The 13746-nt window shown below is 38.5% G+C and carries 12 protein-coding genes; 4 read left to right on the top strand and 8 right to left on the bottom strand.

The window, feature by feature from the left end:
- Window positions 1-26: 26 nt before the first annotated feature.
- Window positions 27-770, top strand: coding sequence for a hypothetical protein (locus QXK50_02430; protein ID MEM2008019.1), 744 nt, complete (start codon window positions 27-29; stop codon window positions 768-770).
- Between the two features lie 203 nt (window positions 771-973).
- Here QXK50_02430 and purT read toward each other — a convergent pair whose 3' ends face one another.
- The 8 genes from purT to QXK50_02390 are packed head-to-tail and all read right to left on the bottom strand — an operon-like array spanning window position 974 to window position 10182.
- Window positions 974-2191: a formate-dependent phosphoribosylglycinamide formyltransferase gene (purT, locus tag QXK50_02425; protein MEM2008018.1), complete on the bottom strand. Its 1218-nt coding sequence runs from the start codon at window positions 2189-2191 to the stop codon at window positions 974-976.
- Between the two features lie 2 nt (window positions 2192-2193).
- Window positions 2194-3687, bottom strand: a complete 1494-nt coding sequence (gene purD, locus QXK50_02420; GenBank protein MEM2008017.1) for a phosphoribosylamine--glycine ligase — start codon at window positions 3685-3687, stop codon at window positions 2194-2196.
- Between the two features lie 4 nt (window positions 3688-3691).
- On the bottom strand, window positions 3692-4951 hold the full coding sequence (locus tag QXK50_02415; protein ID MEM2008016.1) for an amidophosphoribosyltransferase: 1260 nt from the start codon (window positions 4949-4951) through the stop codon (window positions 3692-3694).
- Window positions 4952-4957: 6 nt separating this feature from the next.
- Complete coding sequence (purF, locus tag QXK50_02410; GenBank protein ID MEM2008015.1) at window positions 4958-6343, bottom strand: amidophosphoribosyltransferase; 1386 nt, start codon at window positions 6341-6343, stop codon at window positions 4958-4960.
- Window positions 6344-6348: 5 nt separating this feature from the next.
- Window positions 6349-8532, bottom strand: coding sequence for a phosphoribosylformylglycinamidine synthase subunit PurL (gene purL, locus QXK50_02405; protein ID MEM2008014.1), 2184 nt, complete (start codon window positions 8530-8532; stop codon window positions 6349-6351).
- Window position 8533: 1 nt separating this feature from the next.
- Window positions 8534-9223 carry a phosphoribosylformylglycinamidine synthase I gene (gene purQ, locus QXK50_02400; protein MEM2008013.1) on the bottom strand — a complete coding sequence of 230 codons (690 nt, stop codon included), beginning with the start codon at window positions 9221-9223 and terminating at the stop codon, window positions 8534-8536.
- The gene (purS, locus tag QXK50_02395) at window positions 9216-9461 is read right to left on the bottom strand and encodes a phosphoribosylformylglycinamidine synthase subunit PurS (protein MEM2008012.1); all 246 of its coding nucleotides are present in this window, start codon (window positions 9459-9461) and stop codon (window positions 9216-9218) included. The genes purQ and purS overlap by 8 nt, the downstream gene beginning before the upstream one ends.
- The gene (locus tag QXK50_02390; protein ID MEM2008011.1) at window positions 9454-10182 is read right to left on the bottom strand and encodes a phosphoribosylaminoimidazolesuccinocarboxamide synthase; all 729 of its coding nucleotides are present in this window, start codon (window positions 10180-10182) and stop codon (window positions 9454-9456) included. Before QXK50_02390 ends, purS begins: the two co-directional genes overlap by 8 nt.
- A gap of 401 nt (window positions 10183-10583) precedes the next feature.
- On the opposite strand from QXK50_02390, the gene QXK50_02385 reads away from it, so the two are divergent.
- The 3 genes from QXK50_02385 (at window position 10584) to QXK50_02375 (ending at window position 13733) form a co-directional block, all read left to right on the top strand.
- Window positions 10584-11075: an archaellin/type IV pilin N-terminal domain-containing protein gene (locus QXK50_02385; GenBank protein ID MEM2008010.1), complete on the top strand. Its 492-nt coding sequence runs from the start codon at window positions 10584-10586 to the stop codon at window positions 11073-11075.
- Window positions 11076-11154: 79 nt separating this feature from the next.
- The gene (locus tag QXK50_02380) at window positions 11155-12693 is read left to right on the top strand and encodes a type II/IV secretion system ATPase subunit (protein ID MEM2008009.1); all 1539 of its coding nucleotides are present in this window, start codon (window positions 11155-11157) and stop codon (window positions 12691-12693) included.
- 77 nt (window positions 12694-12770) lie between these two features.
- Window positions 12771-13733 (top strand): aldo/keto reductase, encoded by a 963-nt coding sequence (locus QXK50_02375; GenBank protein ID MEM2008008.1) that lies wholly within the window; start codon window positions 12771-12773, stop codon window positions 13731-13733.
- Window positions 13734-13746 lie beyond the last annotated feature (13 nt).

Here is a 13746-nt window from a genome sequence, read left to right as displayed (position 1 = left end):
ATCGGTAGATCGTTTGGTAAAAGCAAATGATACTTATAGCTGGAGGCGGATTCTATGGAACAAAAGCTCTACTATCAATAGATAATAAAGATGAAATTCTTGTCGTGGATATCAATAGCAAATGTCCAGCTAACAGATACGTTGATTGTACGCTACAAAGTCTAGATAAACTAATGAGAAAAGGAAAAAGATGTAGAAAGGTCTTGCTGATAGCTGATGTGGTAGAGGTTCTTCTCAGATTGTTGATGCTAAATATAATTCCTTCAATTATAATACCTACTGTTCCAATACATTTGGCTGGAAAAGTTGTAGAGAGGTATCTAATTGCTAAAGCATGTAGTGTATATCCATCTAAATCTATAGCTAGAGTTGTTGATATGATTAGAGATTATGAGGTTGATGTAAAAGTCGATTCTCTAAATGGGATAGTTGTAATGAGTTATATGCCGTTTAACAAACTATGTAAACCTGATTGCATAGAACCTCCTGTATGCCCCATTACAGGTAAAACTAAAATAGCTCCACTCAAAGAGATTCTGAAATATGTTTTGAGGCATATAACTAATTTAAGCATAGTACTTGAATCACAATTTATTGTAGAGGGAATTGGAGGCTATAGCGGTTTAGAATTATATAGCTTCTTAAAGGATTTAGATAAATATATAGATCGCTATAATCTAATTGCTATAGCAACTGCATGTTCATGCCATGGTGTAGCTAACATATTTGAAGTAATACCCAGAAATAAAACCTACGAATTAAGCAAATAAGTTTCAAGTATATTGATTGTAGATAATGTTAAGATATTTTAATCCTTTAGAATTGTAGAAGAAATAGAGCTAACATGAGCCACATCATTCACATTTCATTTTAGATAGATATACTGAGCTCTATTATTCTAAGACTCTATACATTTGATGAGATACAGATATATCTCATCAAATGTATAGAAATATATTTATAACTATCACAATTATTCTATTCTTATGTGGGTAAGAGCTTTACGTGCTTTCTCAAGAGCTTCTTCTACAGTAAGACCTTTAGCTAATATTACAGCCATTCTTCTTTCTCTATACGTTGCCGGTTTACCGAAGGTCCTTATGTCTACTCCAGGTATCTTTAATGCTTCATAAATGCCGTAGAATTTTGGTGCCCATATATTGTCTTTATCTGTGTATATAGCTAGACTTGCAGCTGGTGTCACTATTCTTGGTCTAGGTATAGGTAAGCCCAATATGGCTCTAACATGTATTGCGAATTCGCTCAATTCCTGACTAGCCATGGTGACCATACCTGTATCATGAGGTCTTGGAGCAACTTCGCTAAACAGAATTCTACCGTCTTTTGTTAGGAATACTTCTACACCAAATATCCCTAAACCGCCGAGACCCTTAGCAACAGCTATACCTATTTCTTTAGCTTTGTTCAGTATTTCTAGAGGTTTAGATGAGGGTTGCCATGACTCTATATAGTGGTAGTGACCGTATCTCCAATGTTCAACAGGTTCACATGTATCTGTTACTATAGAGCCATCTTCATCTAAATACCTATAGCTTAATATAGTGAATTCTGTTTTGAGATCTACATATTCTTCAACTATTACACGTCCACTTCTACCTCTTGCATGAGCTATAGCGTAGTTATAAGCATCTCTAACAGCTTTAGGAGAAGGTTCGAATACCTTGGCATGTCCATGGCCACTGCTACTCATTTCAGGCTTTATCAGACACGGGTAACCAATTTTGTCACAGGCCTCTACAGCTTCATCTTCGTTAGTAGCCAATGCGTATTTAGTTGTTGGTAGCCCCAGTTTTTCTGCCGCATATTTCCTCAGTTCAATTCTATTCATAGCTATCTTTACGGCTGTAGCATTAGGAACTACGAAGTATCCTTCTTCCTCAAGTTCTATCAATGCATCTGTAGCTATGGCCTCGATCTCAGGCACAATTACGTCTGGTTTCTCTCTCTTCACAACAGCCTTAACGGCATTAGAATTAAGCATGTCTATCACATAGCGTCTATGTGCTACATGCATTGCTGGAGCCCAATCATATCTATCTACAGCTACAATTTCTACACCTAGTCTCTGAGCCTCTATAGCTACCTCTTTACCGAGTTCTCCAGAACCAAGCAACATGATCTTTATCGATTCACCAAACATAGGTGTTGATAGATAGTTTCTCTTCTCCATACCTACCACCTTACAGGAGATAAGAGAGGATTCGAATAAATTCCTTCACCTGGTATCCATACATACATCTCACCCAGTACCCCTCTTCGAGCTCTATCACTATATATCCTCCTTATTTTTTCAGCAAGTTTTATTCTCTCTCTAACAAGCCATGGCGAACCTATATCACCTCTATGGAATAGAGACCAACCATCAAGACTCTCAACATACGTCACAGCTTTTTCAGACAAACTATAGGCTTCTTCGTAACTCGATCCATAACACACTATCTCTACAGCTCTAGACCCTCTTGTGTATAGATTTCCATCAGGACCTATACTAACACTAGCATAAAGCACTTCACATCCTATATCCTTGATTCTATCCTCATCAACCTTTATGGGGTGATCAATAGCTATCCTCTTGTTATCTGGATAGCCTACGGGTGCTACAGCTTTTACTACAACAACTTTCTCTTCATCTATCTCAAGCTTAGCTGAAGCCAATTTCTGTCTAGCAGCTCTATCTAGAAGATCTAGGAAATCACTTACTACAATAGGTACAAGATTAGATGCTTCTGGATCACCAAACCTGCTATAGAACTCTATAACTGTTGGACCCCATACACCAGTGAGCATCATTTGTCCCGCAAAAGCACCCATATAATTGATACCAATCTCAACACTTAAACTATACAGCACTTTTGCAACAATGTCTTTGGTTCTCTCAAATTCTTCCTGATCCAGAAATGGTGGTATCCATCCGGGTCCCGATATACTTCCCATACCACCTGTTTCTGGACCTGTGTCAAATTCGTATGCATGGGGATGGTCTTGTATTATGGGTAGGAACACGAAGCTACTTCCATCAGTTATAACCTGGGCTGTGTATTCTACTCCTTCAACTCTTTGTTCAACAAGTATCTTGTAGTCTATATCTCCGTAGCTCTCCATCTCGGAGTAGAGTTTATCTATATAGTTCTTCTTTATATTGACCTTATCTTTTGAGAGATAGGCTTGAGTATCTTTAAGAACCTTAACACCTTTTCCACCTGCTTGTCGAGCGGGCTTTATCACAACATCTCCAGCAAACTCTATGAACTTCTTTGCTTCATCAATACTTCTGAATGCTTTAAAGTAGAGTCTCCCAGGTATTTCGTATTTCCACATCAATGTTCTTGCAAAAACCTTACTCTTCTCTATTTCTGCGCATTTAGCATCTGCTCCAAATACTATGAACCCCTTCTCCCTCAAGTATGTAGAGACCCCACTGAATTGCGGTTCCTCAGGACCTATGATAACTAGATCTGGTGAAACTTCTTCAGCAGTTTTGCCAACTTCTTTAGGGCTAGTTGTTGTAGCTATAAACCATCTTCCTCCAGATTTCTCCGAAATTCTCTCTAGACCTGGATTCCTATAATCCATAACTATATAGATCTTCGGATTCAGCATACTTCTAGATATCAGAAGTGTTAATGCATGTTCTCTTCCTCCCGACCCTACTACCAGAACTTTCATAAACTCACCCAAAAAACTCACGACCAAAGCACTTTCCACACAACTTCAGTCTATACATTTTAGCAACAGAATCAATTACTTCTGGCTGTAACCAGCTAAGTGAATCAACTTCGAGATATTTTAGTGCCATCTCCTTAGATAGATTAGCTGCTAGAAGACTCTCCATATCTAGCTTCATGATGTTGTAGGGACAGGTACTTATTAATGGAGGGCTAGCTATAAGTAGATGTACTTCGTCTACACCAACTCTGTATCTAAGTATCTGGGATATCGTTTTTATTGTTGAACCCGTAACCATGCTATCATCCACTATAGCAACTCTTTTACCTTCAAGACTGTGTCTGATGGGATTCATTTTCAAATGAATTGCTATAAGTTTTTCCCTAGGATCGAATCTAAGCATAGACCTTACCCTACCTCCTGTAGCAATAAAGGCTAACTCAAAAGGTTTATTTATTGTTTGAGAAAAGCCTATAGCGTAAGGTATAGCGGTTTCAGGTACACCTACAACAACATCTACATCTCTATTGAATCGCTCTCCCAGTTCTTTGCCCAAGCTCTTTCTAAAACTATACACAGATACATTGTCTACTATAGCATCGTGTCTAGCCAGATAGAGTATCTCGAAGAGACACAGTCTTGGGTTTATGGCTGAAGCTGTATTGAATTTTGTTAAAAGGTATCTGGATATCAATAGACCTTCACCAGGTAGTAGGAATCTTCTTGTATCAGCCCCGAGAATATCTATAGCTGTTGTTTCTGAGGATACTATAGCCATATCGAAGCCGTATCCTCCGAGGACAAGAGGTGTTAATCCACTTACACTTCGCCAAACAATTATATCTCCTCGATTTGTTATAGCGATAAATGAAGGTATGTACTCTTTTGCTCCAAAATTTTCTAAGGCTCTTGTGACACCTTTAACTGTACCATCTTTCTTTAAGGCTCTACTAAGCTCTTTGGCTACTTCTTCTAGAACTGCATTAGGTATATCAGCTAAAACAGCAATATCTAGGCCGTCTTCCTTATGGATGTATAGAGCTTCATCTCTATTACTATACGTTGCAGCTATAACCTTGTTTGTAGCAACATGCTCACTAACATTGTCTATGTTGTTCGCAGTATAGCATTTTACATCACCTTCTGAAATACATACAACATAGTTTTCAGCACCTCTATGCTGTAGCGACATCAATCCATACCTTATGTAGGGACCCAAGTTCCACAAGTCATCAAAAGCATATATTGCTAACAGCCCTGTCACTGAGTATCACCTAGAGAACATTTCTTCAAGATCTTCAACACCTAAACCTTTAAATGGGTATGTCCCGGTAAAACAGGCTAGACACAGCGTATTTATACCTATAGATTTCACGATATTTTCAACTGTGTTATAGGCAACAGTATCCGCATTAAGAGATGAAGCTATATCTGCTAAATCCATTTTTCTCCAAGCTAGAAGCTCACTTCTAGAGGCAACATCTATTCCCATGAAACATGGATACCTAAAGGGAGGACTAGATATCCTGATATGAACTTCCTTAGCACCATATTTCCTCAACCTACTCGCTATGGCCGCCATAGTTGTTCCTCTAACTATAGAATCGTCAACAAGTATAACCTTCTTTTCCTGAATAGCTGTCTTTATGAATCCATACTTAAGTTTAGCAACAACATCTCTAAGCCCTGGAGGCAATATGAATCCGCGACCAAGATACCTATTTATAACAAGCCCCTCTTCAAGAGGTATACCACTACCTCTACTGTAGCCAATAGCTGCTCCACGTCCACTATCTGGTACGGGAACAACTATATCTGCTTCTACAGGCATCATTTTAGATAGTTCATAGCCCATTCGAACTCTAGCTGTATAGATGTTAACGTTATTGAATACGGAATCGAGTCTAGAGATATACACGTACTCGAATGCACATGGAGAAAAGGTGGCAGTAATGCTGTGTGTTCGTTCTAACGATTTTCCATCAAAAGATATTATCTCTCCAGCCCCAACTTCAATCCAGTTATTGTATCCAACTACATCGAGTGCAGCAGTTTCAGAAGCTACAGCAATTTCTTCACCATTATATGAATAGGCTAGAGGTCTAAAACCATAGGGATCTCTAGCTATTACAAGTCTGGGCTCAGAGGTCAATATAACAATACTATACCCCCCTATAGCTATTTTAGAGAAACTCTTTAAGGCTTCAATAACATCCTTATCGTGTTCTAGTGCAAGCCTGTATAAGACGTTGGCAAGGACTTGAGCATCATTATAGTTGCCCTCCATTCCAAACGTTTTCGCCAGTATTTTGTAGTTAGCTATGGTGCCGTTAACCGCTAGAACAAACCTATAGTCATCATTGCCTATAACTATAGGTTGAGAAACACTATCCATGTATCCTCCAGAGGTGGAATATCTTGTGTGGGCTATAGCACCAAAAATATTCCTGTTACCCATATCAACAGTGAGTCCATTTAGTAAAGCCTCAACAACTGTTCCTCTACCGCTACGAACATCTATATAGCCATCTAGCGATACTGTAGCTAGTCCCACGGATTCCTGTCCCCTATGCTGAAGCTCTATCAATATAGATAGAGCTATTGATGTTGCTAAACTTGCTGGTTTACTTGAGGCATAACCAGCTATACCGCACACATGTATCACTCAAGCTCTTTATTGAGAGCCTCTTCATAGATATTCTTAAGAAACTCGAGCTCAAAGACAGAGACTTCTTTATCACCATTTCTGATGATGCATGTTGATTTATTGGATGTATGTCCAACAACACTTGCATAGACGTTATATTCATTAGCGAGACTTAGAAATGCCTCCAACTTATCTCTATCCACCTCTACTATATACCTAGCCTGTGTTTCTGAGAACAGTATTTCGTCAAGTCTGTAGCAACCTCTACACAAAACCTTAGACACATCTATGCTGAATCCTGTACTGCCTGCTATAGCCATCTCTATTACTGTTGTTATAAGCCCTCCCAACCCTATATCATGTACAGCACTAACAAGAGATCTCCTTATCGCTGCTAATATGAACCCAGCATTCCTAATCTCTAACTCAGGTCTCGGTCTAGGTATTTCGCCTACCTCTAGTCCATGAACCCTATAGAGATACTCTGTACCACCAAGTTCAGGATATGTGATACCGACAACTATTATTACGGAGTTGCTAGACTTAAAATCAAATGTTTTCGTAGCTGTTACATCATCTACCTTTCCAACACCAACTATAGTGGATGTAGGCTTTATCTGTCTCCCATACATATCCTCGTTATAGAAACTAACTTTACCACCTACAACAGGTAACGCTAGCTCCTCTGTAATCCACGCTATTCCTTTCAACATTTCTTCAAAATACCAGAAATGCTCTGGTTTTTCAGGATTTCCAGCATTAAGTTCATCAACTATTGCTATGGGTTTCGAACCTACAGCAACAAGGTTTCTAAAACACTCAGCCACACTATTGGCAGAACCATTAAATGGGTCTAAGAATGTGTATCTAGGATTAGCGTCACCCTTTATAGCGAGTCCTCTTCCACTACCATCCAATAGTCTTAGGACAGCAGCATCACCCCATCCAGGCTTTATAACCGTTCTAGCACCAACCTCATAATCATACTGTTCATATATCCACTTCTTGGACGCTATATTGGGTGAAGATAGTACAGCTATGATGACTTTCTCTATAGATTCTATCTGCGGTACATCTACTACAGGAGTAAACCCCTTTAGCGCTTCTGTAGGAGGTTTAGAGGATCTTCTAATAGCTCTAGGTCTTGCAAGCTCTTTTGAGGGAACATCTGCTACGAGTTTTCCCTTGAAGTATGCCCTTATCCTACCACTTTCATCGAAACGCCCTATCAGGCTAAACATGACATCGTAATTCTCAAGTATTTCTACAACCTTAGGGAAATTGTTAGGATCTACAGCAAGTAGCATACGTTCTTGGCTTTCTGATACCAGAAGCTCTAGAGGTGTCAATTCTTGTCTTGTATGAAGCCTATCTAAATATATTTCGGCGCCAAGATTATAATCAGCAACAGTTTCGCTTATAGCTGTCGTTAGACCTCCTCCACCAAGATCCTTTATATAGTTAACAAGCTTTCTATCAACTAAGATCTGGATAACATCTATAAGTAGCTTCTCCATCAACGGGTCTCCTACCTGAACAGCGCTAATCTCATCTTCACCACTTAATGGTTTAGAAGCAAAACTACTACCGAGTAAACCATCTCTACCGGTAGCATTACCAATTATGACTATATAGTCATTAGCTCTAGGACCTCTGAGAACTAGCCTATCTATCGGAGCTATACCCACACATACAACATTTACTAGAGGCTGTATGTCGAAGGCGTAATCGAACCATGTATCGCCAGCAACTGTTGGTACACCTATTCTATTGCCGTAATCGCTTATACCCTTAACTATACCCCTTATCAACCAATTAGCATGAGGATCCTTGGGATCACCCATGTAGAGAAGATCTAGAAGAGCTATTGGTTTAGCACCTAGAGTAAGAATATCCCTAACTATACCACCTATACCTGTTGCCGCACCATCGTAAGGATCTATAGCTGATGGATGGTTATGGCTCTCAATCTTAAAAACAACAGCTATACCGGGGAAAAGTTCTACAGCAGGAGCATCTTTACCGGGACCTACTATAACGTGTTTTCCTGTCGTAGGTAGAAGCTTTAGAAGAAGTCTGCTACTCTTATAAGAACAGTGTTCACTCCATTGTGCTTCAAACATAGCTAACTCTTCTACCGTTGGCTCTCTATTGAGTATACTTCTTATCTCTTCTATCTCGCTATCTGTTAAAGGCATATCACCACCCTTTCTTTAGCGAATAAGCAAGGCTATCAAATATGATTCTACCTCCCGGAGAAAACCCTCTTGGAACGAGTTCCGGTTCTGAAGCTCTTTCCGGATGAGGCATTAGCCCTAGAACCAGTCCTTTTTCATCAGCTATACCGGCAATATCGTATAGACTACCATTGGGGTTCCAGCCTTGTGCATACCTAATTATGGATGAAACATTAGCGATTCTTCTATAGGTCTCTTCATCTATGTAGTATCTACCTTCGGCATGAGCTATAGGCATGTCAAGCATTATGCGATCTCTAGCAAGCGAGAGCCAAGGTCCTCTGGCATTCTCTACAACAAGTCTGATCCATCGGCACACGAATCTACCACTAGAGTTCAGTATGAGTGCTCCAGGCAACATACCTGCCTCAACTAGTATCTGAAAACCATTACATATACCTAGAACAGGAACACCTCTAGAAACATCTTCAGCTACTCTCTCCATAACAACATTTCTAGCAGCTATAGCACCCGCCCTAAGCCAATCACCATAGCTAAAACCTCCCGGAACCACAACAGCATCATATCTATTTGTTACATATTCTTTATACCATACTATCTCTGAGTCAAGTCCAATGACATTCTTCAACACATGATGGACATCTTCATCACAGTTGGTTCCAGGAAACTTCATTATAGCTACTTTAACCACGAAGCCTAACCTCTATATCATGCACAACTGGATTGTAGATCCTAAGTTTTTCACATATCTCTTTAACAATCTCCAAAGCTTTCTCAGGAGTTTCAGACTCAACTGCAAATAGCAAGTATCTTCCAGCTCTAACATTTTTAACGGAATTGAAGCCCTTTCTCAGGATGAGGTGCTTGTGTATTGTTTCTCCTTCGGGATCTCTTACAGTCCTCTTGTTAGTTATAACAACCTCAACCATATGCAGCAATGCTCTTCATCTCGATACCAAGCCTATTACATAGCTCTCTATATGCCTTTATCAATAATTCCACATCCTTAGTCTTTCGGAAGATCTCTTTATCTAAATGATTTCTATTTTCGTCGAGAACCCTAAGCGTATCTCCAGATATTTCGTCAGCTAGTAGAATATTTCCATTCTTATCTTTACCGAACTCAAACTTTATATCCACGAGCACAAGATTCTTGGACGTAAATAGCTCTCTAAGTACATCATTAGCTTTAAGCGACACCTCTATGACAGTATCTAGTTCATTTTTCTTAAGCAGATTCGTATATATAATATCTTCAGGAAGTATGAGGGGATCGTGAATAGAGTCATCCTTAAAGTGAAACTCCAGTAAAGGAGGGTCAAGCTTCTGCAGAGGTTTGTATAAAGGAATGCGCTTTAATAACGATCCATAGGCGTAATTTCTAACAATAACTTCTACGGGGATTATCCCAAGCTTCTTTGCAATAATACATCTATATCCATCATAGTCTATGAAATGTGTTTTTATGCCGCGAGACTCTAGATAATTAAACAAATAAGCAGATACAGCAGCATTCATCACACCTTTATCTTTAGCTATAGCTTTCACAGCACCATCCATAGCAGTTACATCATCCTTGAATTCGATTACTACTATATAATCATCTTTTACATAAACACGTTTACTTTTACCTTCATAGACCGACATCATTATACCTCACTTTGACTAATTCGCATAATTAATATATAAACTCTTCTATACACAATCATGTAGATTTATACATAAATTATATAAAAAACTGCAAAATATACATGATTGTAATAATAACAAATTCCTAACTAGGTTCAGTACGCATCCTCCTAGACTAGAGAAATAAGAGTATGAACTATCTGTAGGACTTAGAGATGAATTGAGCTCCATCGATCGAGAGATTGAGTAATTGAAGAGTTAAACATAGATTATTTCTGTGTAGAGATACCATACATTCAAATAACTCTTGGTCTACTGATATCGAGAAGTAATTGCAGGCTCTATTTCGTTTAGCAGTCGCTCTAAATAGGTAGAGAAATATCTCATGAATCAAATGAATTGATGGACGAGGTGCAATAAATATGAAGTATACAACTAGAGCTGTGTCTCCAGTAGTTGCAACAGTAATACTTGTAATCATAACTGTAGCTGCAGCACTCCTTTTATGGTCTTGGGTCTCGGGTATAATATCACCGCCAACGTCTTCTGTTACGAACATGGATAGACTTAGAATAGCAGGAGTAAGACTTGAAGGAACTATTAACGAAGCAAAGTTGGTAGTCTATGTACACAATATGGGGAATACACCTGCAGAAGTACTTCAGTTATTGATATTTGAAGTAAATGGGAATCTAGTCGATGCAACTACAAATGTAGTTGCATGTAAATTTAATGATGATATTTGTGATGACACAAATAGAGTGGTTGAACCTAATAGTATAGCTAGAATAGAGTGGGATATGGGTGATGTATCAGATAAGGGATACGATTATGGGTATATATATTTCGTTAGCATTGTGACGGCATCAGGGTTTGAGACTAGAAGCTCATTCGTATGGAGTATACAAGCATGAGACATTCACAAAATTTTTTCTATATGTATTGTAAACTTTATTAATTATCTTTAGTGTACCTATTGATGGGGAAGTTAATGTGCCAGAGTTTGGTAAGAGTATTGCGGAATACAGTATCGGTTACGGTGATATCGTAACTGTATCAATTGTAGAGCTCAGCGATGGCAAACTTCTATACATAGTTAAAGAGCCTCTACTTGATGATGTGAGCAAGAAGTTTAGGGAAAGAGTGTATAGGTTCATAACCAATGATGTTGAGATCATTAAGAAGATTTCGTCGTTCACATCTTTTGATGATGGATATGATTTTGTCAAAGATCTTGTTCAGAAGCTTTGTAAAAAGTTCTTGAAAAAATGTAGTGATAATATTATCTCTTCAATTGTATATTATGTTTTGAGAGACCTCATAGGCTACGGAGAGGTAGACCCACTCATTAGGGATCCCAATATAGAGGATGTAACATGTGATGGTCACGACAAACCCATCTATGTTTTTCACAATAAATATGAGTGGCTAGAAACAAATAAGGTGTTATCAAGAGAAGAACTTGAGAGAGTTATTAGAAGATTGACGTATAGAGCTGGAAAAGAGGCTAGCGTAGCACAACCAATTGTTGAAGGTATTCTTAATCCCGAGGGATATAGAATACATGTAGTTCTCGATGTAGTCTCTATGAGTGGACATAGTTTTACCATTAGGAAATTTAGGGAAACACCTTACACAATTCTTGAGCTTATAAACAATGGAACACTATCGCCTGGGGTAGCAGCATTGTTATGGATTGCTGCTGAAAATAAACAGGGAATGATATTTTATGGGCCTACGGGTTCCGGTAAGACAACGCTCATGAATGCTGTTGCAATGCTTTTACCTCCAGAACTAAAGATAGTTACAGCCGAAGATACACACGAAATAAGACTTCCATTCCACGATAACTGGGTATCTATGGTAACTAGACTTAGTAGCGATACGTATGTCCAGAGCGTTACTCTCCAGGCTCAAGTGGAATCAGCTATGAGACAGAGACCAGATATTCTCATTCTTGGTGAGATAAGGTCTAGGGAGGCGTATAGCTTTTTCCAAGCTGTTTCAACAGGTCATGGTGGACTCACAACAATTCATGCAGAAAATGTCGAATCTCTAATAAGGAGGCTTGTAGCACCACCTATGAGTGTACCTAAAGCTCTTGTAGCATCTACAAGACTGTTTATACAGATCCAGAGATTTGTTCTACACAAAAATGTTGTCCGAAAAGTCACGTATGTGCATGAGGTTGAAGACTACAATCCATCAACAGATACCATTATCATAAAGTCTGTAGCTCTATGGGACAGATATAACAATGTATGGAAAATAGACATCAAGAATAGCAAAACACTAGATTCTATAGCTAATCTACAGGTTTTGAGATACGAAGACATTGTGAAAGATTTAATCATGAGAGCAACAGTACTAGAGTATGCAGCTAAACTGAATCTCGACATAGTATCTCTACATACACTTGTTAGAAAGTATAGAAGGACACCCGAAGATGTTTATAGAGAAGCAATAGATATGTTGGGATCGTCCTACAAGATTATAGAGTTAGTAGATGGTGATGAGAAAAGATATGTCTAGACAAAATGGTGTTTTGTTGTCATATACATAAAGCTAATATAGATCCTTAGCTGCAAGCATTTTTTAAGGGTGTCTACATGGAGTACACAACACTAGGTAGAACTAATGAGAAAATCTCGCGTATAGGTCTAGGTGCATGGCAATTTAGCGAAGCTTGGGGTGTTATAGAATACAATAAAGCTAAAGCTGTTATAGCTAAAGCAATAGAATTTGGCATAAACTTCTTTGATACGGCTATGGTCTATGGTCAAGGTTTGAGCGAGAATATTTTAGGTAAGGCGTTAAAGGAGTTAGGAGTTAAAAGAGACGAAGTAATAATAACTACGAAGATACCTGGCGAATATCTGAGTCCTACAGATATATTTAAATCTGTCGATAAATCATTGAAGAACCTAGGTTTCGAATATGTAGATGGGTTATTGGTTCATTGGCCTCCATGCTGGATTAACATTCCAACAAGAGTATATGCGAGAGCTCTAGAAAAACTTATTGATCTTGGAAGGATTAGGTATCTAGGCTTAAGCAACTTTCCTATAGAACTTGTTGAGAGTTTTAGAAATAATCTATCCAAATACGATATACATATAATTCAAGTGAGATACAATATAATTGAGAGATGGGTTGAAGAAGAGATAATACCTTACGCTGAAAAGAATAATATAACGGTTCAAGCTTGGAGTCCTATAGCTAAAGGAGCTTTAACAGGAAAATACACGCCAGAAAATCTGCCTAGCTTTAAAGATGTGAGATCTAGAGAAGCTATATTTCATCCAAGGAATTTTGAAAGAGTGTGGAAAGTGGTTCAAGTGTTAAGAGAAGTAGGTCAACGATACAATAAGACACCTGTTCAGATAACATTGAATTGGCTAATCACATCAAGTAGTGTGGTAGTGCCTATACCCGGTGCAAAAGATCCTCAACAAGTGGTAGATCTCATTGGTTCGATTGGATGGAGAATGAAATACGATGATTGGTTAAAAATAAAGTTAGCTAGTGAAGCAATTGATATAGAGTATTCCGTATTCTATCAAGAATATTGAATGCCAAGAAGCA

This window comes from Ignisphaera sp. (genome assembly GCA_038831005.1).
Taxonomy (GTDB): Archaea; Thermoproteota; Thermoprotei_A; order Sulfolobales; family Ignisphaeraceae; genus Ignisphaera.
The sequence above is the reverse complement of the archived record's forward strand: the minus strand, read 5'-3'. Positions and strand labels throughout refer to the sequence as shown.

What these genes read in the sequence shown, in the direction of transcription:
- QXK50_02430 (MEM2008019.1), top strand. Translation starts at nt 27, where the DNA reads ATGATACTTATAGCTGGAGGCGGATTCTATGGAACAAAAGCTCTACTA.
- purT (MEM2008018.1), bottom strand. Translation starts at nt 2,191, where the DNA reads ATGGAGAAGAGAAACTATCTATCAACACCTATGTTTGGTGAATCGATA.
- purD (MEM2008017.1), bottom strand. Translation starts at nt 3,687, where the DNA reads ATGAAAGTTCTGGTAGTAGGGTCGGGAGGAAGAGAACATGCATTAACA.
- purL (MEM2008014.1), bottom strand. Translation starts at nt 8,532, where the DNA reads ATGCCTTTAACAGATAGCGAGATAGAAGAGATAAGAAGTATACTCAAT.
- purS (MEM2008012.1), bottom strand. Translation starts at nt 9,461, where the DNA reads ATGGTTGAGGTTGTTATAACTAACAAGAGGACTGTAAGAGATCCCGAA.
- QXK50_02390 (MEM2008011.1), bottom strand. Translation starts at nt 10,182, where the DNA reads ATGATGTCGGTCTATGAAGGTAAAAGTAAACGTGTTTATGTAAAAGAT.
- QXK50_02385 (MEM2008010.1), top strand. Translation starts at nt 10,584, where the DNA reads ATGAAGTATACAACTAGAGCTGTGTCTCCAGTAGTTGCAACAGTAATA.
- QXK50_02375 (MEM2008008.1), top strand. Translation starts at nt 12,771, where the DNA reads ATGGAGTACACAACACTAGGTAGAACTAATGAGAAAATCTCGCGTATA.